The organism is Nostoc sp. JL31 (assembly GCF_017114965.1).
In the GTDB taxonomy this organism is placed as follows: domain Bacteria; phylum Cyanobacteriota; class Cyanobacteriia; order Cyanobacteriales; family Nostocaceae; genus Nostoc; species Nostoc punctiforme_A.
The window spans coordinates 135,687-154,677 of the sequence record NZ_JABXKO010000068.1; the positions used below are offsets into that span (position 1 = coordinate 135,687).

The 18,991-nt window shown below is 41.4% G+C and carries 14 protein-coding genes; 8 read left to right on the plus strand and 6 right to left on the minus strand.

The window, feature by feature from the left end; translation table 11 throughout:
- Positions 1-177 precede the first annotated feature (177 nt).
- Positions 178-4,878 carry a GAF domain-containing protein gene (locus tag HWQ43_RS16245; RefSeq protein ID WP_292735635.1) on the minus strand — a complete coding sequence of 1,567 codons (4,701 nt, stop codon included), beginning with the start codon at positions 4,876-4,878 and terminating at the stop codon, positions 178-180.
- A 267-nt stretch (positions 4,879-5,145) separates the two neighbouring features.
- On the opposite strand from HWQ43_RS16245, the gene HWQ43_RS16250 reads away from it, so the two are divergent.
- Together HWQ43_RS16250 and HWQ43_RS16255 are read left to right on the plus strand one after the other, a co-directional pair.
- Entirely contained in the window at positions 5,146-5,469 is a 324-nt protein-coding gene (locus HWQ43_RS16250; RefSeq protein ID WP_292735637.1) for a YnfA family protein, read from the plus strand.
- Between the two features lie 674 nt (positions 5,470-6,143).
- On the plus strand, positions 6,144-7,559 hold the full coding sequence (locus tag HWQ43_RS16255) for an ammonium transporter (protein ID WP_292735640.1): 1,416 nt from the start codon (positions 6,144-6,146) through the stop codon (positions 7,557-7,559).
- Between the two features lie 11 nt (positions 7,560-7,570).
- On the opposite strand, the gene HWQ43_RS16260 is transcribed toward HWQ43_RS16255, so the two are convergent.
- The gene (locus HWQ43_RS16260) at positions 7,571-7,762 is read right to left on the minus strand and encodes a hypothetical protein (RefSeq protein ID WP_292735969.1); all 192 of its coding nucleotides are present in this window, start codon (positions 7,760-7,762) and stop codon (positions 7,571-7,573) included.
- Between HWQ43_RS16260 and HWQ43_RS16265 the strand changes: the two genes are divergently transcribed.
- The gene (locus HWQ43_RS16265) at positions 7,683-8,549 is read left to right on the plus strand and encodes an SGNH/GDSL hydrolase family protein (RefSeq protein ID WP_292735643.1); all 867 of its coding nucleotides are present in this window, start codon (positions 7,683-7,685) and stop codon (positions 8,547-8,549) included. The genes HWQ43_RS16260 and HWQ43_RS16265 overlap by 80 nt on opposite strands.
- Before the next feature lie 117 nt (positions 8,550-8,666).
- Positions 8,667-9,875, plus strand: a complete 1,209-nt coding sequence (locus HWQ43_RS16270; protein WP_292735702.1) for a 4-hydroxy-3-methylbut-2-enyl diphosphate reductase — start codon at positions 8,667-8,669, stop codon at positions 9,873-9,875.
- A 388-nt stretch (positions 9,876-10,263) separates the two neighbouring features.
- On the opposite strand, the gene HWQ43_RS16275 is transcribed toward HWQ43_RS16270, so the two are convergent.
- From HWQ43_RS16275 to HWQ43_RS16290, 4 genes are all read right to left on the minus strand, one after another.
- On the minus strand, positions 10,264-10,416 hold the full coding sequence (locus tag HWQ43_RS16275; RefSeq protein WP_292735705.1) for a lmo0937 family membrane protein: 153 nt from the start codon (positions 10,414-10,416) through the stop codon (positions 10,264-10,266).
- 215 nt (positions 10,417-10,631) lie between these two features.
- Entirely contained in the window at positions 10,632-13,046 is a 2,415-nt protein-coding gene (locus HWQ43_RS16280; protein WP_292735708.1) for a glycoside hydrolase family 15 protein, read from the minus strand.
- Between the two features lie 73 nt (positions 13,047-13,119).
- Positions 13,120-14,058, minus strand: a complete 939-nt coding sequence (locus HWQ43_RS16285; protein ID WP_292735711.1) for a cation diffusion facilitator family transporter — start codon at positions 14,056-14,058, stop codon at positions 13,120-13,122.
- Positions 14,059-14,220: 162 nt separating this feature from the next.
- Positions 14,221-14,439 (minus strand): SDR family oxidoreductase, encoded by a 219-nt coding sequence (locus tag HWQ43_RS16290; protein WP_292735714.1) that lies wholly within the window; start codon positions 14,437-14,439, stop codon positions 14,221-14,223.
- A 711-nt stretch (positions 14,440-15,150) separates the two neighbouring features.
- Between HWQ43_RS16290 and HWQ43_RS16295 the strand changes: the two genes are divergently transcribed.
- From HWQ43_RS16295 to HWQ43_RS16310, 4 genes are read left to right on the plus strand one after another with little or no spacing between them, the layout of a single operon-like run.
- Complete coding sequence (locus HWQ43_RS16295; protein ID WP_292735717.1) at positions 15,151-15,645, plus strand: DUF2231 domain-containing protein; 495 nt, start codon at positions 15,151-15,153, stop codon at positions 15,643-15,645.
- Entirely contained in the window at positions 15,642-16,247 is a 606-nt protein-coding gene (locus tag HWQ43_RS16300; protein WP_292735719.1) for a DUF2231 domain-containing protein, read from the plus strand. The genes HWQ43_RS16295 and HWQ43_RS16300 overlap by 4 nt, the downstream gene beginning before the upstream one ends.
- A 46-nt stretch (positions 16,248-16,293) precedes the next feature.
- Positions 16,294-17,217, plus strand: a complete 924-nt coding sequence (locus HWQ43_RS16305) for a cytochrome c oxidase subunit II (protein ID WP_292735722.1) — start codon at positions 16,294-16,296, stop codon at positions 17,215-17,217.
- Positions 17,207-18,862, plus strand: coding sequence for a cbb3-type cytochrome c oxidase subunit I (locus tag HWQ43_RS16310; RefSeq protein WP_292735724.1), 1,656 nt, complete (start codon positions 17,207-17,209; stop codon positions 18,860-18,862). Before HWQ43_RS16305 ends, HWQ43_RS16310 begins: the two co-directional genes overlap by 11 nt.
- Positions 18,863-18,991 lie beyond the last annotated feature (129 nt).

The window sequence follows — 18,991 nt, forward strand, 5'->3', positions numbered from 1 at the left end:
AAGAAAAACAGAGGAAGACCAATCAAAATTTCTGTTCCTAGATTTCAGCAAGAGCGGTGTTTTGCTTGGTATCAGCGCAAATATCGCCGTCTCGTCGTTAGATGGGAACGTAAAAAAGTTTACTTTGACGCATTCATTGACCTTGCTACAATTCATATCTGGATTAACAAAATATTATTAGTGGGATAGGTTCCTACTTAAGTCGCTCTGTAACCTCCTGCCTCCTGCCTCCTTCACGACTTTGTTTTTAATTAAAAAGTATTGAATGCAGTTGACAAATTCTTCTAATTCTAAAATTAAATTAGTAGTACCTTTAAGGTCTCGATCGCTAGCTAGTTGTTCTAGTTTGTCAGTTGCTAAGTACATAGCTGTGGCTCCAATGTTGGCACTAGCACCTTTAAGGTGATGAGTTTCTCGCACTATTTGCCCAAAGTCATCAGTTGCGATCGCTGCTTTAATTATCTCTAAACGGGGTTTAATATCTTCAACGCATATTTGCAATAAATTTAATTCAAATTCTTTATCATTGCCCGACATCTGATGCAAGTGTTCCCAATCAATTGCTAAGTCAGTGAAAACTGTCTGTTCATATACACCTGCCTCTTGTTGGGAAGCGATCACACCTGTCCAATGCTCTAAAGTTTCAGCCAATTTTTCTTTAAATACTGGCTTACTCAAATAGTCGTCCATTCCGGCATTTAGACACGTTTGTTCGTCTTCTCTCATCACATTAGCTGTCATCGCAATCACCACAGGACGATGACCCAATGCAAAAGCATCCTCTTGCCAACGATGAATTTCTTTTGTGGTTTCCAAACCGTCGAGAATTGGCATTTGACAATCCATTAAAATCAAATCGTAAGGAATTTTTTCTAATAGCTGCAAAACTTCCTTTCCATTGGCAACGACATCGGCTTTATAGCCCAAATTCTGGAGTTGCTTTAGTGCTACTTTCTGATTCACCAAATTATCTTCGGCTAACAGAATTCTTAACTTGGATTTAGTAGAGAGGTTAGAAGAAGTAAGAATACTTGAAGTTTCTGTACTCGAAATTTCTTCTGTAGCTTCTAGCTTCCTGCCTCTAAATTCTTGTTCTGATTCCGGCTGAGTTTCTAAAATATTTATGATGGCATCAAGGAGTCGTGATGGCTTAATGGGTTTGAATAAATAAGTAGCAAATCCAATTTTGAGCGCCTGTTGCACTTCATCCCGTTGATTAGTAGATGCGAGCATAATCAAAGGGATCTTAGCAATTGCAGAATTGGCTTGAATTTGTTCTTTTATTGTCATGCCATTTGTCTGGGGTATTTGCATATCAACCAAGGCAATATGATATGATTTACCCTGCTCGCTAGCTTGCTGAATAACTTTAAAGGCCGCAGCAAGATTATCAGCTCGATCTACCTCCATTCCCCAATGAGTAGCTTGATGAGAGATGATTTTATAATTAGTAGCGTTGTTATCCACCACCAATAAGCGACGATTTTGCAAAAGTCCGCGTTCGCATTTTGGCTCAACAGGCTCAACTTGTTTGGTAAAAAGCACCTCAAACCAAAACTTAGATCCTTTGTCCATCTGACTTTCTACCCCAATCACTCCTCCCATCAAAGTTACAAGTTGTTTACAGATGGCTAATCCCAAACCGGTACCACCATACTTGCGAGTGGTCGAAGCATCCACTTGGGTAAATGGCGTAAAGAGTTTGCGTTGGTCTTCAGGGCTAATGCCAAGACCTGTATCTGTAATGGCAAAATGAATGGTGGCTGTAGTCGGAGAAAGCGAACGCAATTCGGCTTGCACTAATACCTCGCCAGTGCTGGTAAACTTGATGGCGTTGCTGATTAAGTTCATCAAAATTTGCCGCAGCCTACCAGTATCTCCTTTGAGTTGGGTGGGAACGTTGCGATCGATCAGTGCGGCAATTTCTAATCCTTTGTTATGGGCTGAGGGAGCCAATAATTCCACCACTTCTTCCACACAAGTGGATAGGTCAAAATCTAAAGTTTCGAGAGCCATCTCTCCAGCCTCAAGTTTGGAAAGATCCAAAATTTCGTTGATTAAACTTAAAAGAGCGTCTCCACTACTGCGAATTATTTCAATAAAATCTCGCTGTTCTGCGTCTAAGGGAGTATCTAAGACCAAACTGGTCATCCCCAATACAGCATTCATCGGAGTGCGAATCTCATGACTGATATTTGCCAAAAAGGCACTTTTCGTCTGAGAAGCTAATTCGGCTTGGCGACGGGCAATTTCAAGTTCTCGTCGCTGACGAGTTTCGGCTGCTAATAGTTGGGCTTGGGTTAAAGCAATACCTACTTGGTCGGCTATTTGCCGCAAAAGATCGGTTTCAAAGCTAGACCAGTGGTGGGAATCGTCACACTGATGAACTATGAGCAAACCGCGAAGTTCTTCTTTAACAAGAATGGGTACAACCAAATTGACTTTGACCCCAAACTGTTGCATTAATTCCAGATGGCTTTGTTCAACTTCCAGGAGATCCAAGTTATCCAGTCCGAAAATCTTGCCTTGACGGTACTGCTGTAGATAGTACTGTTGGAGATACTCTGCTTCAAAGTAGGGGGCGGCGTTGTTTTGCTCTTTGATTGCTGGTAAGCCAGAAACTACTGCTTCAACAACGGTATTTGCAGACTCTGGCATCAGCTGATAGATTAAAACCCGGTCAGTCTGGAGAATTTTTTGTACCTCTTCGACAGTAATTTGGAGAATTTCTTCGATGTCCAAAGACTGACGAATCTTCAGGGTGATTTCGGTAAATAGTTGCGATCGCAAATTTTGGCGTTGTATTTCTTCTTCAGCCTGTTTACGCTGGATAAATTGCCCCACTTGCTCACCGATAGAATTCATCGTTTTTACTAAATCTTGGTCAGGCGGATGGATTTCACGGCTAAAGCAGGTAATAACACCAAGGATTTTGTTACCGCTGCGGATCGGAAAACCAAAAGCTGCATGTAGTCCTACTTGAGCAGCTATTTTGAAGTTAGGATAATTAATATCTTTAGCAATATCAGCGATCCAAACAGATTCAGAACTAGCCCAAACCCTTCCAGGTAGTCCAATTCCGGGTGCAAAGGTGGTTTGTCGCTTCAGTATTTCAAACTCTTGCATTTCAAGGGCTGCTTTATGCCAGATATCAAGAAAATGCAGCACATTTGCTTGCTCATCTACCATCCAGATTTCACCCAAATCCCATGCCAAACTCTCACAGATTCCTTGCAATATTTGGCGAGTAGCTTCGCTAATTGTGGCGGACTCTGCTAAGACGCGGGTTGCAGCATATTGTGCAGTTAGATGCTGTTGTGTTCGTTTGTTATCGGTAATGTCAATGCCGGTGCCGACAATGTATTCAACACAGCCCTCATAGTCTTTTAAAATGGTATTTGACCAAGCAATCAGCCGCCGACTACCATCTTTCATTACCCAATAATTTTCATAATCATGGGAAAGTTTGCCAGTTAATATCTGGTCAAAAACTGCTTTGACTGGCTCCACTTCTTCAGGAGGTAGAAACAAATTCCAGCTATACCGACCCCTCACCTCATCAAAGGAGTAACCAGTTATTTGCTCACAGGCTTGGTTGAAACGAACGATTTGCCCTTGAGAATCGAAAACTATTACCAATGCACCGACTGTATCAAGAACTGCTGAGATAAAGTTGCGTTCTTGATTTAAGCTTTCTTCTGTCCTATTCCGCTCAATAACCTCACGATAGATTAAGTAGTAGACTACAGCAAGAACGATAAAACTTAGGCAAATAGCGATCACAAGTGTCAGAATTCTGTAACCAGTCTGAGTCTTTGCTGCTTGTGACTGCTGTTGGATTCTTCCCCTATCCTCGTTTTCCATCTCATTGATCGCCTTGCGGATATCATCCATGAGATTTTGTCGATCGTTTCTCAGCAGTACTCGCAACGCCGCCTCTAATCCCTTGTTCTGGCGCAAGTCGATAGTCTGTTTTAGTTCAGTAAGTTTAGCCGTTATCAGAAATTCAAGCGTTGCAATCTGCTTTTGTTGATTCGGTTGAACTGCTGTTAAATTCTTCAGCTCGGCAATTTCTCGATCGACATTACTAAGTGCTGTTTGATACGATTTTAGATAAAGTTTTTCTCCAGTGAAGATGTAACTACGTTGTCCAATCTCAGCATCCTTTACCTGGGATAGTATTTTCTCTAGGCTGTTAAGTTTTTTATAAGTATGTTTTACTATACTGCGATTAGAATTAGTAAATACTCTTGTATTTTGATAAGAAACCACCCCAATTAGAACTAAAATTACCGACGACAAACCAAAACTTGCTGCAATCTTTTTAAAAAATTGCTTGCGTACCCTCTGTGCCTGGTTGCTTTTCTTGGTAACAAGTACCAAACTTGCTAAATTTCGGCGCAATTCCAGTTGCTTGATGACTTGACGACCTAAAGTTCGTAATGCCTCTATTTGTTCTGGATTAAGTTGTCGTGGTACGTAGTCAATTACACATAGAGTGCCGATTGCGTATCCTTCAGGGTTAGTCAGAGGTACACCAGCATAAAACCGAATATTTGGGTCAGATGTCACCAGTGGATTTGTCGCGAACCGTTCGTCATCTCTTGTATCAGGCACGACAAAAATATCAGGCTGGAGAATGGCATGGGCACAGAATGCGAAATCTCGGTGTGTTTCTGGGGTATCCAAACCGACTTTTGACTTGAACCACTGGCGATTTGTATCAATTAGGCTAATTAAGGCAATAGGAGTCTGACAAATATACGAGGCTAAACGAGTCAGATCGTCAAAGGTGGCTTCCGATGGCGTATCAAGAATCTTATACTGCAAAATTGCCTCGATTCTCTGGGCTTCGTTATCAGGTAATGGTGCTTTCATCCGTAAGCCTTATCTACATTCTGGGGAATGGTGAGTGGTGAGTGGAGGGATAAGGGAGCAGGGGAGAATACTTTGACTGTGCTCAGTAACAGGGGGGTAGAGAAGTAAAAGGAGAAGTCGTAGTTTTCCCCTCTGCCCCTTTGCACCTCTGCCTCTTGTGCTCCATGCCCAATTTGGTCAACAAACTTACTTTAATTAATGACAACAGTTTACTTAAAAGCGTTAGCGTAATTTTACTGACTTATATGTTATTAAATAATCGTTTAAATGATTAAGTCCCTGCTGTATTTTTTGTGGGCTGGTTTATTGGAAATTGGGGGCGGCTACTTGATCTGGTTGTGGTTGCGCGAGGGTAAGCCGTCCTGGTTGGGCATATTGGGGGGAATTGCTTTAGCTTTCTATGGCGTTATTGCAACTCTACAACCAACAAATTTTGGCAGAGTGTATGCTGCTTATGGCGGCGTGTTTATCGCAATGGCTATGCTTTGGGGTTGGAAGGTAGACGGGGTAACTCCAGACCGCTACGACTTAATCGGAGTATGTTTAGCTTTAATGAGTGTTTTAATTATCATGTTTGCTCCCAGAACTTAAGTAAAAGTTCTATATTATTTTGCACCAATAACTTTTATGGTGTTCCCTTTTAAACAGATAATAATCCCACCCAAAATTGCAAAAGTTTTTTCGCAACCAACCTGTCAGAGGCAGGCATCTGGATATCTACGTATTTATACTGGATAAAAATAGAACTCATGATCCAGCATTTTGCAATTAGATAAAGTGTACTCCTCCCCAAGTTTCACGCTACTTGGTTCTCCCTTTTCTATCAGATGTTCCGCGATCGCAAGCACGGGTGCGAGGTATTTTTATCTTACATTGTTGTAGCCTTTATCTCCGACACCTATTCACGTTCGGAGAGAAGTTTAAATCTGCTGCATAGTTATGTAAATTATCGGAAAATGCTAACGATAATTTACACTATTTGTCAAGTATGACAATTATTTTGGTTTGTAACAGTAGGTAACTAAAAGTTTGGAATTTTGTCAGGCTTGAATAAAATACTATTCTTCTCTTGAAAAAAAAAGATGCAATGTAATGATTGCGTGTTTATACGCTGATTTAAATCTTGGTAACTACAATCAGGATTATATTATTGTTAACATTTCAAGAAAATTCAGGTTAAGTAACTTTCAAGACAAAAATGTGTCCAAAAAAGTAATCAAATGTAGTTAAGTATACAAATCGTTGGTGCTTAGGAAGAAAAAGAAGTGTTGAAGAAAGTTGTGATGATTGGAGCTATCACCCTACTATTTTTAGGAGGGCCGTTGATGGGCAATGCTTTTGCCCAAACCCCAGCTGCTACTGTGCCTGCTGCTGATACTGGAGATACAGCATTTATGTTGATTTCAGCAGCACTTGTGCTACTAATGACACCAGGATTGGCATTTTTCTATGGTGGATTTGTGCGATCGCGCAACGTTCTAAACACATTGATGATGAGCTTTGTGTTAATGGCGATCGTCGGAGTTACCTGGATTCTCTGGGGCTATAGTCTTTCATTTGCGCCAGGTTTACCGTTTATCGGTGGATTGCAATGGCTGGGTTTGAATGGTGTTGGATTAGAGATAACCGATTATCTCAAAGGGTCAAACCCGCCGGAAGTCGTCTCTTATGCCGGAACAATACCCCATCAGGCATTCACGATCTACCAAGCCATGTTTGCCATTATCACCCCAGCCTTAATTTCTGGAGCGATCGTTGAGCGGATGAGTTTCCGTGCCTATTCGCTGTTTGTCCTACTGTGGTCAACCTTTGTTTACGCTCCTCTAGCCCACATGGTCTGGGCGAAAGGTGGATTTTTAGGTTTGTATGGTGGATTGGGTGCCCTAGACTTTGCAGGTGGCACAGTAGTTCATATTAGTTCTGGTGTTTCAGCCCTAGTAGCAGCGATCGTTCTTGGCCCTCGCAAAACCCATCCTGATCGCCTTAGCCCGCCGCACAACGTTCCGTTTATTTTGCTGGGTGCTGGCTTGCTGTGGTTTGGTTGGTTCGGTTTTAACGCTGGGAGTGCCCTATCTGTTGCTAGTGGAACCTCTGGTAACTTAGTTACGAATGTGGCAACAACAGCCTTTGTCGCTACCAATACAGCGGCAGCAGCAGCAGCTTTAATGTGGCTAATTTTAGAAGCAGCTTTACGAGGTAAACCAACCGCCGTGGGAGCAGCTACAGGAGCTGTTGCTGGTTTGGTGGGCATTACTCCCGCCGCCGGATTTGTCACACCGCTATCAGCAATTTTAATTGGTTTCATCACCGCCTTTGTTTGCTTCTATGCTGTGAGTTTCAAGCACAAGCTAGAAGTTGACGATGCTTTAGATACTTATCCCGTGCATGGGGTTGGTGGTACAGTAGGGGCGATTTTAACGGCTATCTTTGCCACTACTCAAGTCAACGGAGGAGGTAAAGATGGAGTACTGCGTGGTAATTTTGGTGAATTGGGAGTTGAACTAGTAGCAATTGCCGTTGCCTATATAATCGCAGGTGTTGGTACGTGGATTATTCTCAAAGTTATCGATGCTACAGTCGGACTGCGAGTCAAAGAGGAAGCTGAATTGCAAGGTATGGATATCAACGAACACGGCGAAGAAGGTTACAACTCCGAGTTTGGCGATCGTCCCACTCAGTAATGAGTGCTAAGTTAGGAGTTAGGAGTTTGCTTCGCCTTCTCCCCATTTTCCACTTGAAGATTAGGTAATTTGCGATCGCTAGCGTTAAAATTTGATTCAAATAATTGGTAAATTTCGCTAGTCGTGTCTACATCTGCAAAAACCTTTCCTATCTGGGCATTTTTATCGCTGTTAACCAACGGCATCCTAATGTTGGCGGTCATCCTGCTAATTTGGCAACAGCAGAGATTGGCCGCTTTTTTTGGGATAACCACATCCCCAGAGCCAATCAAACTAAATAACTCACCGCAAATTGCTACACCTGATTTAGGTCGCCGTCACCAACTCAGTTATCAAGAGTGGGTAGATATCCTTAACCAAGAAGCCAAGGTCGCCGCTGACCAACGTCCTCCGCATTTAACCATCCTGGCGGGAGATTCTCTGAGTTTGTGGTTTCCCCCTGAGTTATTACCCGAAGGGAACAATTGGCTCAATCAAGGAATTTCTGGCGAAACCAGCAATGGACTTTTAAAAAGATTAAAAATATTTGACCGCACCCAGCCAGAGGTGATTTTTGTAATGATTGGCATTAATGACCTAATTCGGGGCATGAGCAATGGAGAAATTTTAGATAATCAGCGGCAAATTATCAATTATTTACGAAAGACTCATCCCACAGCACAAATTGTTTTCCAATCGATTTTGCCACATGGCGCAGAAGAAGCAACTTGGAAAGGACGAGATAAACTTCTGGCTGTTGCCAATAGTCGCATTCGCGAGTTGAATCAGCAACTACAAAGCATATCTACCAAAAAAGGTGTCAAATACCTCGATTTACATCCCCTGTTTACCAACAAGCAAGGAAATCTCCGCCGCGAATTTACTACTGATGGCTTGCACTTAAGTCATGAAGGCTATATGGTTTGGCGTTCTGCATTGCAGATTTATAGCGAGATTGAATTAAAACCCCAGCAAGAAAAAGAGGGGAAAAGGTTAAAGGGTAAAGGGTAAAGGCATTAAATCCTTTTCCCTTTGCCCCTCTCTGATAATATCTTTGAATACAACTCTGTATAAATCTCGTCTAGGCGCGAGAAAATAAGAAATAGTGAGTTTAAGTAGACAAATCTAATGGATACAAAAGCTTTTAAGCGCAGCCTCCAACATTCAGAAAATTACAATCGCAAGGGCTTTGGTCATCAAGCAGAAGTTGCCACCCAGTTGCAATCTGAGTATCAGAGTAACTTGATTCAGGAAATTCGCGATCGCAATTACACTCTGCAACGGGGTGATGTGACAATCCGACTAGCACAAGCCTTTGGCTTTTGCTGGGGTGTAGAACGGGCTGTAGCAATGGCTTACGAAACTCGTCAGCACTTCCCCACAGAACACATCTGGATTACTAACGAGATTATCCACAACCCTTCTGTAAATCAGCGGATGCAGGAGATGGAAGTAGAATTCATCCCCATTGAAGGAAAGAATAAAGACTTTTCTGTTGTTGGAATTGGTGATGTGGTCATATTACCCGCTTTTGGGGCTAGCGTTCAAGAAATGCAGATACTTCACGATAAAGGCTGCAAAATTGTTGATACAACTTGTCCTTGGGTATCTAAAGTTTGGAATACAGTAGAAAAGCACAAAAAAATCGATTATACATCAATAATTCACGGTAAATATAAGCACGAAGAAACAGTTGCAACTAGTTCCTTCGCTGGCAAGTATTTAATTGTGTTGAATTTGCAAGAAGCAGAATATGTTGCTGACTATATTATCAATGGTGGCAACCGTGAAGAATTTCTGACAAAATTTGCGAAAGCTTGTTCAGCAGGATTTGACCCCGATGGAGATTTAGCAAGAGTTGGTATTGCTAACCAAACTACAATGCTTAAAGGCGAAACTGAGCAAATCGGCAAGCTTTTTGAGCGGACTATGTTACAGAAGTATGGCCCCACTGAGTTAAATCAGCATTTCCAAAGCTTCAACACCATTTGTGATGCCACTCAAGAACGGCAAGATGCCATGCTGGAATTAGTGGAACATAATTTAGATTTGATGGTAGTAATTGGTGGGTTTAATTCCTCGAATACTACTCAGTTGCAACAAATTGCCTTTGAGCGAGGAATTCCTTCTTACCATATTGATACTGTTGAACGCCTGAAATCAACATATTCTATTGAACATCGGCAATTAAATGGGCAGTTAATAACTACAGAAAACTGGTTGCCTGATGGAGAAATTGTTGTAGGCATTACTTCTGGTGCTTCTACGCCCGATAAGGTGGTAGAAGATGTAATTGAGAAGATTTTTACATTAAAAGTAACAGGTGCGTTGGTTTAACTGTTCTCAGAGGGACTTCCAAATAAAAAACATCCAATTACTTCTTGTGGGGTAGGCAGGTTTCGACTGAGGGTAGCCGAAGTCTTGTCTGCCTTACAAGATTGGATAATTTATTTGTTATAAATTCCTCAGTTATCGATTTCATTTTTGGCGAAACACCACACCAATATCAGTTATCGGTAACGAGTGTTCACTGTTTGAATAATTTGTAAAAAACTAAAACAAATGGCTATCTATGAAGCAAATTGGCAAAGGGTATGATTTGACTTGTCGCGCTAACCCTGACATTGCTGCTCGATTAGCTGCTCACCTGCGACTTCATTTCTCTTGGCAAGCAAAGAAGGGACTATGATGTACCGTTACCACGATCGCGAAAAGCTATATTTATTTACACATCCCGCGCTTTGAAAAAATTATAGATAGCAAGACCAATGGCTAAAAGCAACACTGCATGAATAAGATTTCCGGCAATATGAAGTGCCAGTCCTAATGCCCAAAAAGCAACCAGTATAACAACAATACCCCAAAGTATACTCAACATATATTTGCTCTGAATCAAATCAGTTTTAATTTGTTCAAATATTTTACTCCCTAGCTTCACTTTTATTCTATTTGCCCTAAGAAAGATTATTTTGCACCATTACTCAAAGTGACTTGGTATGCTTAATATTTCGTTACTATTTAATTTAGATAAAGATAACGGCTGTGGGCTGTCAGTTAACTGCCCCCATGATTACCGCAAATGACAGGATTGCCCTATACTCGGATTCTCTTCGAGTCAACCGCAACCGTATAATTGCGTTGTTCCCATTTACTGCTTTCAATCCAGAAAAAGGTAAAGCTAATTGGCTGGTACTGGTTATCAGAAACAGAAATATCTACAAAATTCACTCCTAACTTTGTGGAAGTAGAAGGCGTATCTTGTGTAGTTTGCCAATCATCATCTGACCAGTGCAATTGAAAAGATGCTAAAGCGTGAATTCGCAATATTTGACCTTTTTTTACTTGGCTGATTTGTCGGTTAAACTTCCAAATTTCCAATGATTTACACTGCTTTCTTTCACCTAGATAGCGATTTGCCACCTCTGGAATAAAATCAAACACCTGTCCGTCATCAGTTGACCGTAGCAGCTTGATATACTCTGCGTGCGCCCACATTAAAGGCATGGCTGAACCTGTTGGTTTTCCTAAATACATATAGATATCAGGTATATCTCCCTCATCCCAAACCTGTTCTGGTAGCAAACAAGTGTCTGAAGCAAATCCTTCCATCGCCTTGATATATGTTTTGACATCGCCGCCAGCAGCTAGTTCATAATGTCCTCTTTCTCCTGTCAAGAGAGGCCAAGCGCGTCCCTTACCCCAACCAATATAAGGACTTCCGTCTTTTTGCTGCCCGTAACCGTCGTGGTTGTAACGATGCCAACAAGGCCCAACGGGTGTATCTACTTTTAAAACTGCATCTATTACTTTGACAGAATCAACAATAATCGGGTCATTTGGTTTCCGAATTCCATAGCGTACTAATTGCAGAAATCCACCATCGACAATTTCCTTTGCTGGAAATTCTGCTGGTTCACCAGCTGGCTGACTGCTGATTAAAAGAGTTCCTTGGTTAGGATTTTCGTTGGGGTGAGGATTATTAATATCTGAAGGAGTAATTCGGATATAGTGCCGTTCGATCCCAGAAACTAAAGTTCCTTCAGTAGTTACTGTCCAAGATTCAATGTGAGATTCTAAAAAATCAGCGTATTCTTCTATAAACTTTGCTGTTGCTTCATCCCCACGTTCGCGAACAAATTGAGCAGCACAGATTAAGGCGGCAATATTGGATGCTAGTGTTGATGGTGAATAACCACTGTTTTCTTCCCAGCGTTCTTGTTGGGTAGCTGGACCGTGACGAATTAAATAACCCGCCGCCCGCAGAACCATCGGATAGATATCGAAGTTTAAGCAAGTCTTCTGCTGGTGCAGTAGCCATGCTAGAAGAATCGGAAACGCCACCTCATCTAGTTGAATCCCTTTCCAATAAGGTTTACCATCAACCCAGAAATTTTGGGCAAAACCGCCATCTTCTTGCTGACTGGTTGCAAGATAAATTAGCGATCGCACTGCTGTTTCTGTTTCCCCAGCAGCCACTAAACCTGCTACACTACTGACCAGATCCCGCGTCCAGACAAGGTGATATCCTCCTTGTTCTTGGTCGTTTTTGGCTTCACCCCAAGGAATCGCCAGGGATGCAATCAATGCACCGGGATAAGTTTTGTCTTCATGTGCTAACAACAAACTAATGCTGTTGTGATATAATTTTCCATCGTTATATGAAACATATTCTAGCGGTCTAATATTGCGGCGCGATCGCTTCCACTGTTCGTTGTATTGCTGCTTCTGCTGTTCAAAAGGAATATTAAGCGACTGAAATAACGTGGAAATTGCATTATGCAAGTTTGTACCAAACGCCAGTCCTAAAGTAAACTCTTTAGTACTATCTAAATTTAGTTTTCCAGTCAAAGCAAGATTGCCATCTACAGCACTATCAAACTCCCAATCCATTTGGAAATTCTCAGCTAAATCTGTCCAGCCATCACTTTTACCGACATAACCACACGAAAGGCGGGTAAAGGGAACTGTTGCACCCAGTGCTAGCCATGTTCCTTGTTTCTCGGCTATCAAAATACGATGCCCAGCAACCTCTACAGCGTAACCATTATTACCCATACCTTCAACTTCCAGATGCGGCGCACACAAAGCATATAAATGGAGTTGGGAGATAAAATCGCTCTCTCCGGTTAATTTTGTGTGCTGTAAGATACAGGGGAAATGTGGGTCGGCAATCACTTCTTTGATTACGGCATAACGTCCTTGTGGATCGGAATTAGTGATGCGGTATCCTAAACCATGAGTCCACATCGGTTCCACTTTGGATTCGAGATGGCGTTTCTCTTCGTGGAAAAAGCTTTTCCCATCAGAAACTAGATACTGCAAATCCCGAACTTGAGGTCTGTCTACTGTGGGATGGTAGATTTCAGTGACAATACCGCTCCAAAGAGTAAACCAAATGTTACTAGAGGTAGAGTAAGCTGTTCCGACTCCATCTTTATTAGCATGAGTCCATCGAGGCTCAATACCTGGTGAGCCAAAAGCTTCTGCTTGACCAATAATCTTTACCATACTGCATTGTTGTGCCGATAAGCTTTGAGTGCATTTTGAAAATGCTGTGTTTGATATTTATGCGATTAAAAATTTATTGAGAAGTTGGCGAAAATTTACGAGCGGCAGTTAAGGATTTTGCTTCAATAAAAATTTGTTTGATTTCAGGATGCTTTTGGCGAATTTTTACTTCTAAACTTTCTACAGTTAAGGCTATTTCCTCACCTGTAAGATTTTTAGAAAATTGAATTTCTAAGTTAAGCAATACTTCCTGTGGAGCAAGCTGCATTGTTAGTACACGTACAACTTCTTGCACTCCTGGTTCTGTTTTGCACAAAGACCGGATATTGATTATAGTTTGAGGATTAGCACTTTCACCAAGTAACAATCCTTTAGTTTCTCTTGCTAGTACCACTGCTACTATAGCCAAGATAATGCCAATAATAATCGAGGCAATACCATCAAAATAAACATTATTAAATAAATGTCCTAAGAAGATTCCGATTAAGGCAACGAATAAACCTAAAATTGCAGCAGTATCCTCAAATAATATTGTAAATACTGTGGGATCTTTACTGTTTTTGATTGCTTGCCAGAAATTTTGTTTACCCTTGGTCGGCAAAAACTCTTTTAAAGCTACAGTCCAAGAAAAACCCTCCAATAATATTGCCATACCTAACACAATATAATTCCACATTGGGTTTTCTAAAGGGCTAGGTTTAATTAAATGAGTGATTCCTTCATAAATTGACATCCCGCCGCCAAGGGCAAAGATGAGGATAGCAACGATGAAAGTCCAGAAATAAAGTTCTTGACCATAACCAAAGGGATGGCTATCGTCTGCTGGCTTTTGGCTTCTCCGAATTCCCAGCAAAAGTACTAGTTGATCGCCAGTATCTACCACCGAATGAATCCCTTCAGATATCATGGCGGAACTGCCAGTAATGGAGGCGGCGATAAATTTAGTAATAGCGATCGCTAAGTTAGCGCCCATCGCTGCAAATATAGTTTTATGAGATGAATCAGACGCCATGAGAGTAAATCACAATTATGCAGAAACTTCTAATTCACCATCCAGATGGGTAACTTCCCATTGGGTTGGTTCGACATTGTACCAAAACGTCTCCTACGACAAATTTAATCGGTGATTGTTATCAAAACCAGGATTAACACTAACTTTTGTAGGTATTATCAATTAACCATTCTCTGTAAAATCTGGATACAAGGTCATACCACCGTCTACAAACAGAGTTGTACCATAGACATAATCAAAGTCATCACAAGCCAACCAAACCGCTGCTTTCGCAATATCTTCCACATCACCTACACGTTTTGCTAGAATCAGTTTTAATAACTTTGCTTCTGCCTTTGGAGTATCCCAATGGGAATATCTAAAGATTTGCAAGACCTTCATGATGTTTTTGCTTTTTGGGCGTAGTATTACCCTGACGATTTAAATTGCCAAATCAGTAAATTATTGATTAAAAAGATTTTGCATTCTTATCATTTTAATAATTTTTATTATTTTTATAATCTATCCAGAGAAAGATAAATAGCATATTTTTAACTTTAAAATATTTAAATCATTTGTCATTTATGTGACAATAGTATGTTTTTCTTTTTAAGATTTGTAAAAATATAATTTTAAAGCTTATATCAATCTCAAAAAAGATTTATGGTATATTCAAAGCAAGTTGGGTTATTGATTAAAGTAAAATTTTTAGTTAATCAATCTCAAATCTAAGATGACCTAAAAAAGAGAACTATATTAAGATGTTAAAAAGTTTTTAGCCAAATCTAAACTGTCTTATTAGCTTGGCTATTATTAATTTTATCTAATTAAAAATGAGCATTTTTTAGCTATTGTAAATGCCAATCAAGATTTGATATTAAGCAAAAATGTAGTTATTTTAGTGAGTTTTGACATTTAAAAAAAATAATTAATGAAAAATAGTAAGTATGTATTTTTGTTTCCGAATTTACTTGAAATATTTCAGTACATCATATTTTTAATTGGTAGTTCTGTGGCATTAAAACAGTATTCTTGAAAATATGAATGGTACGTTAAACGGATGGCAATTCCATACAACGCATCTACATATTTAGATCCATAAAGGAGAAAGCGATGCCTGCTCTGTCTCTAAATAACCAAAATTTACCATACCCTGACCCTCTACACCCCATCATTGTCCACTTCGTAATCGCGATGGTGCTTTTTTCTTTCGTGTGCGATGTGCTGGGCTATTTCACCCGCAATGTGCGGTTATTTGAGGTGAGTTTCTGGAATATGTTTGTGGCCTCAGCAGCTATCTTTTTAGCGGTGATTCTTGGTCAGTTTGAAGCAGGTCTAGCAAACATCTATCCAGCAGTCCAACCAACATTGAATTTTCATACGGTTATGGGTTGGTCGCTGGCGGCTATTGTCGTTGGCATTACAGCTTGGCGTTTTGTGATTCGCAAACGCACTCCACGGAAAGTACCACCTGCTTACCTTGGTGCAGCAACCTTTTTAGTCTGCTTAGTGTGCTTGCAAGTCTATCTAGGAAGCAAGCTAGTTTGGGTGTATGGGTTACACATTGAGCCAGTTGTGCAAGCAATGAAGCAGGGAGTTTTGCCATGAACTGGCCACTCATTGACCAGTTGAGATTGAGGTTGAATGCTAACGGATTACCTTATGAGATTCCCATACATCCGCAACTGGTGCATCTAACATTGGGTTTGTTCATTCTTGCGATTATTTTTGATATTGCCGGAGCGCTTTTTGCTTTAGAAAAACCAATCTTCAAATTTTTGGGTTTGCCTACCCTCCGTTCTGGTTTTTTTGATGTCGGCTGGTATAACCTCATAGGAGCAGCTTTTATCACATTTTTCACCGTTGCAGCAGGTTTTTTTGAGCTACTGCTAGCAAATCCACCAATCGATCAAAAGAGCGTTTGGGGGTTAACTGCTGGTTGGACAATGCTTTTGCATGGTTTGGGTGGTATTTCGTTGTTGGGAGCGATCGCAGCCATGACTGTATGGAGAGGATTACAACGTTATCGCTGGCGCAAGGATGCTTCCAGGCAGGTGCAGTGGAGTTACTTATTAGCAGGTATTGCAATATTGGGCATCTTGTTTGTCCACGGAACTTTGGGGGCGCAATTGGGAGAAGAGTTCGGCATTCACGTTACTGCTGCGAAGCTACTCCAAGAAGGTAAAAACCCAAATTTACTACTCAAATAATCAAGCGGGAAGCACTCTCTTCAATTTTGAATTTTGAATTGTTAATATGTTTAGTTTTTGGGAATATGTACTAATAGCGTTTTATGTCGCAGGGCTGCTAATTGTCAGTCGGTGGATTGGACAACAGGCGTTTTCTTGGATGCCTCCGCAGGCGACAGCAGAAGCACAACGGGTAGATGATTTATTTAGCTTTTTAGTCTCAATTGGAGCATTTATCTTGCTGGGACTGGTTGGTGTTATCGTGTATGCCATAGTCTTCCATCGCGCCCGCCCAGAAGACTACAGCGAGGGACACCCTTCTAGAGGTAATGGGAAGTTAGAAATATTATGGACAGCGACCCCAACTTTGTTAGTAATATGGATTGCCTTTCAAAGCTTCAATATTTATCAGCAATTAAATATTCTCGGTCTAAACCAAATTGTGCATTTGCACACACCCCTAGAATCTGCACCCGCTTACGCCGCAACGGTTAGCGATGTCCCCAAACCTGCATCTGAAACAATTGATGTTTTCGTTAGGCAATGGGATTGGTCTTTCCGCTATCCAAATAATCTTACCAGTAAGGAATTACACTTGCCGATCAATCGCAGCACTCGCTTAAAGATGCAAGCAGAGAAAGTAATCCACGGTTTCTACGTTCCTGAGTTTCGCTTAAAGCAGGATATTGTTCCAGGGCGCAACATTGACATTGTGCTAACACCCATTCGCCCAGGTAAATATCGACTGAAAGATTCTCAATTCAGTGGTGCTTATTTTGCCTTGATGGAGGCAGATGTATACGTTGAATCCCTTGAGAAGTATAATCAGTGGCTCGTGCAAACAGTGTCTAGCGAAACTACAAACACTAAAAATCAGGCAATTGCCGAAAATATCCAACCACCAAAGACATTATTTAATAGCGGCTGGTACACCGTCGCACCTGCTCAACCTGCTATAGCCAATCAAAGGAAGATAAATAATGACACATGATTTGAGTGAAGCTATAGCCAACAATAGAGAACCTGAGAATAACTGGTGGGAATATTTCAGCTTCAGCACCGACCATAAGGTAATCGGTGTTCAGTACATGGTGATGACCTTTATTTTCTTTCTTCTCGGCGGTCTGTTGGCGATGATTATCCGGGCTGAATTGCTCACCCCGGAAGCAAATTTAGTTGACCGCCCCCTCTACAATGGTTTGTTCACCATGCACGGGACAATCATGATTTTCCTGTGGATTATTCCCTTCAATGCAGGTCTTTCTAACTACCTAGTACCGCTGATGATTGGAGCGCGGGATATGGCTTTTCCCCTGCTCAACGCCATCTCTTTTTGGATTTTGCCACCAGCCGGTCTTCTACTACTGTCTAGTTTCTTACTACCAAGCGGGACTGCACAAGCTGGTTGGTGGTCTTATCCACCAGTTAGTCTGCAAGTTCCAGCCGGTCAGTTGATTAACGGTCAATTTATTTGGATAGTTAGCCTAGTACTAATCGGCATCTCTTCAATTATGGGGGCTGTTAACTTTGTTACCACTATCTTTTGGATGCGATCGCCAGGGATGACATTTTTTAGAATGCCGGTCTTTGTGTGGTCAGTTTTTAGCGCCCAGTTGTTACAGCTGATTAATTTGCCTTCCTTGACGGCTGCATTAATACTCCTATTACTTGACCTTTCCTTTGGTACACAATTTTTTAAACCGGAAGGAAGTGGCGATCCCATCATTTACCAACATTTATTTTGGTTCTACTCTCACCCCGCAGTGTATATCATGGCGCTACCAGCCTTCGGTATTATTGCGGAAGTTCTGCCAGCCTTTTCTCGCAATCCCCTATTTGGCTATCGGTCAGTTGCTCTTGCATCTTTAGGTATTGCTGTAGTCAGCATCTTTGTTTGGGTGCATCACATGTTTACCAGTGCAACCCCCGGCTGGATGCGGATGACCTTCATGGCCACCTCAATGTTAGTTGCCATACCCACAGGTGTTAAGGCATTCGCTTGGACTGCCACAATCTGGAGAAGCAAGTTGCACCTAGAGACACCAATGTTGTTTGCGATGGGAGGTGCAGCGATGTTTATTTTTGGCGGTGTCACTGGTGTAATGCTTGCCGCCACTCCATTTGATATTCACGTCAATAATACTTACTTTGTCGTGGGTCACTTCCACTACATCGTTTTTAATACTATTACAATGGCAATCTTTGCCGGAATTTACTTCTGGTTTCCCAAAATAACTGGCAGGATGTACGCCGAGGGTTGGGGTAAACTGCATTTCTGGTTGACCTTTATTCCTGCCAATATCACCTTTTTCTCTATGCATCCGTTAGGTTTGCAGGGAATGCTACGCCGAATATCCTCCTACGATCCCCAGTATCAAGGATGGAATGTTATCGCTAGCCTGGGATCGTTCTTACTGGGAGCATCTACGCTGCCCTTTATTGCTAACATTGTCGGTTCTTGGCTATATGGAGCGAAGGCAGTTGATAATCCTTGGCACGCTACGGGATTGGAATGGACAACTTCTTCACCACCTCCGCGAGATAACTTTGAAGAGATTCCTATTGTTAAAAGACCTCCTTACGATTATGGCGATCCAAAATATTCATTCGTGGAAAATTCTGATGATGGTGAGTAATTTCGTTTCTTTATAAAGCTGCGCTAAATCCTAGCTTTTTTTTTAACGCATAGGCGCTTCGCCTTCCCGCAGGGTAGGTACGCGGAGGTTTTTTAAAGATAATTCGCTATGTCCGAAAAATTAGATGGA

Bases quoted from the DNA above. Each gene is read 5' to 3' on its own strand.
- HWQ43_RS16245 (WP_292735635.1), bottom strand. From the start codon at position 4,878: ATGAAAGCACCATTACCTGATAACGAAGCCCAGAGAATCGAGGCAATT.
- HWQ43_RS16250 (WP_292735637.1), top strand. From the start codon at position 5,146: ATGATTAAGTCCCTGCTGTATTTTTTGTGGGCTGGTTTATTGGAAATT.
- HWQ43_RS16260 (WP_292735969.1), bottom strand. From the start codon at position 7,762: ATGACCGCCAACATTAGGATGCCGTTGGTTAACAGCGATAAAAATGCC.
- HWQ43_RS16270 (WP_292735702.1), top strand. From the start codon at position 8,667: ATGGATACAAAAGCTTTTAAGCGCAGCCTCCAACATTCAGAAAATTAC.
- HWQ43_RS16275 (WP_292735705.1), bottom strand. From the start codon at position 10,416: ATGTTGAGTATACTTTGGGGTATTGTTGTTATACTGGTTGCTTTTTGG.
- HWQ43_RS16280 (WP_292735708.1), bottom strand. From the start codon at position 13,046: ATGGTAAAGATTATTGGTCAAGCAGAAGCTTTTGGCTCACCAGGTATT.
- HWQ43_RS16285 (WP_292735711.1), bottom strand. From the start codon at position 14,058: ATGGCGTCTGATTCATCTCATAAAACTATATTTGCAGCGATGGGCGCT.
- HWQ43_RS16290 (WP_292735714.1), bottom strand. From the start codon at position 14,439: ATGAAGGTCTTGCAAATCTTTAGATATTCCCATTGGGATACTCCAAAG.
- HWQ43_RS16295 (WP_292735717.1), top strand. From the start codon at position 15,151: ATGCCTGCTCTGTCTCTAAATAACCAAAATTTACCATACCCTGACCCT.
- HWQ43_RS16300 (WP_292735719.1), top strand. From the start codon at position 15,642: ATGAACTGGCCACTCATTGACCAGTTGAGATTGAGGTTGAATGCTAAC.
- HWQ43_RS16305 (WP_292735722.1), top strand. From the start codon at position 16,294: ATGTTTAGTTTTTGGGAATATGTACTAATAGCGTTTTATGTCGCAGGG.
- HWQ43_RS16310 (WP_292735724.1), top strand. From the start codon at position 17,207: ATGACACATGATTTGAGTGAAGCTATAGCCAACAATAGAGAACCTGAG.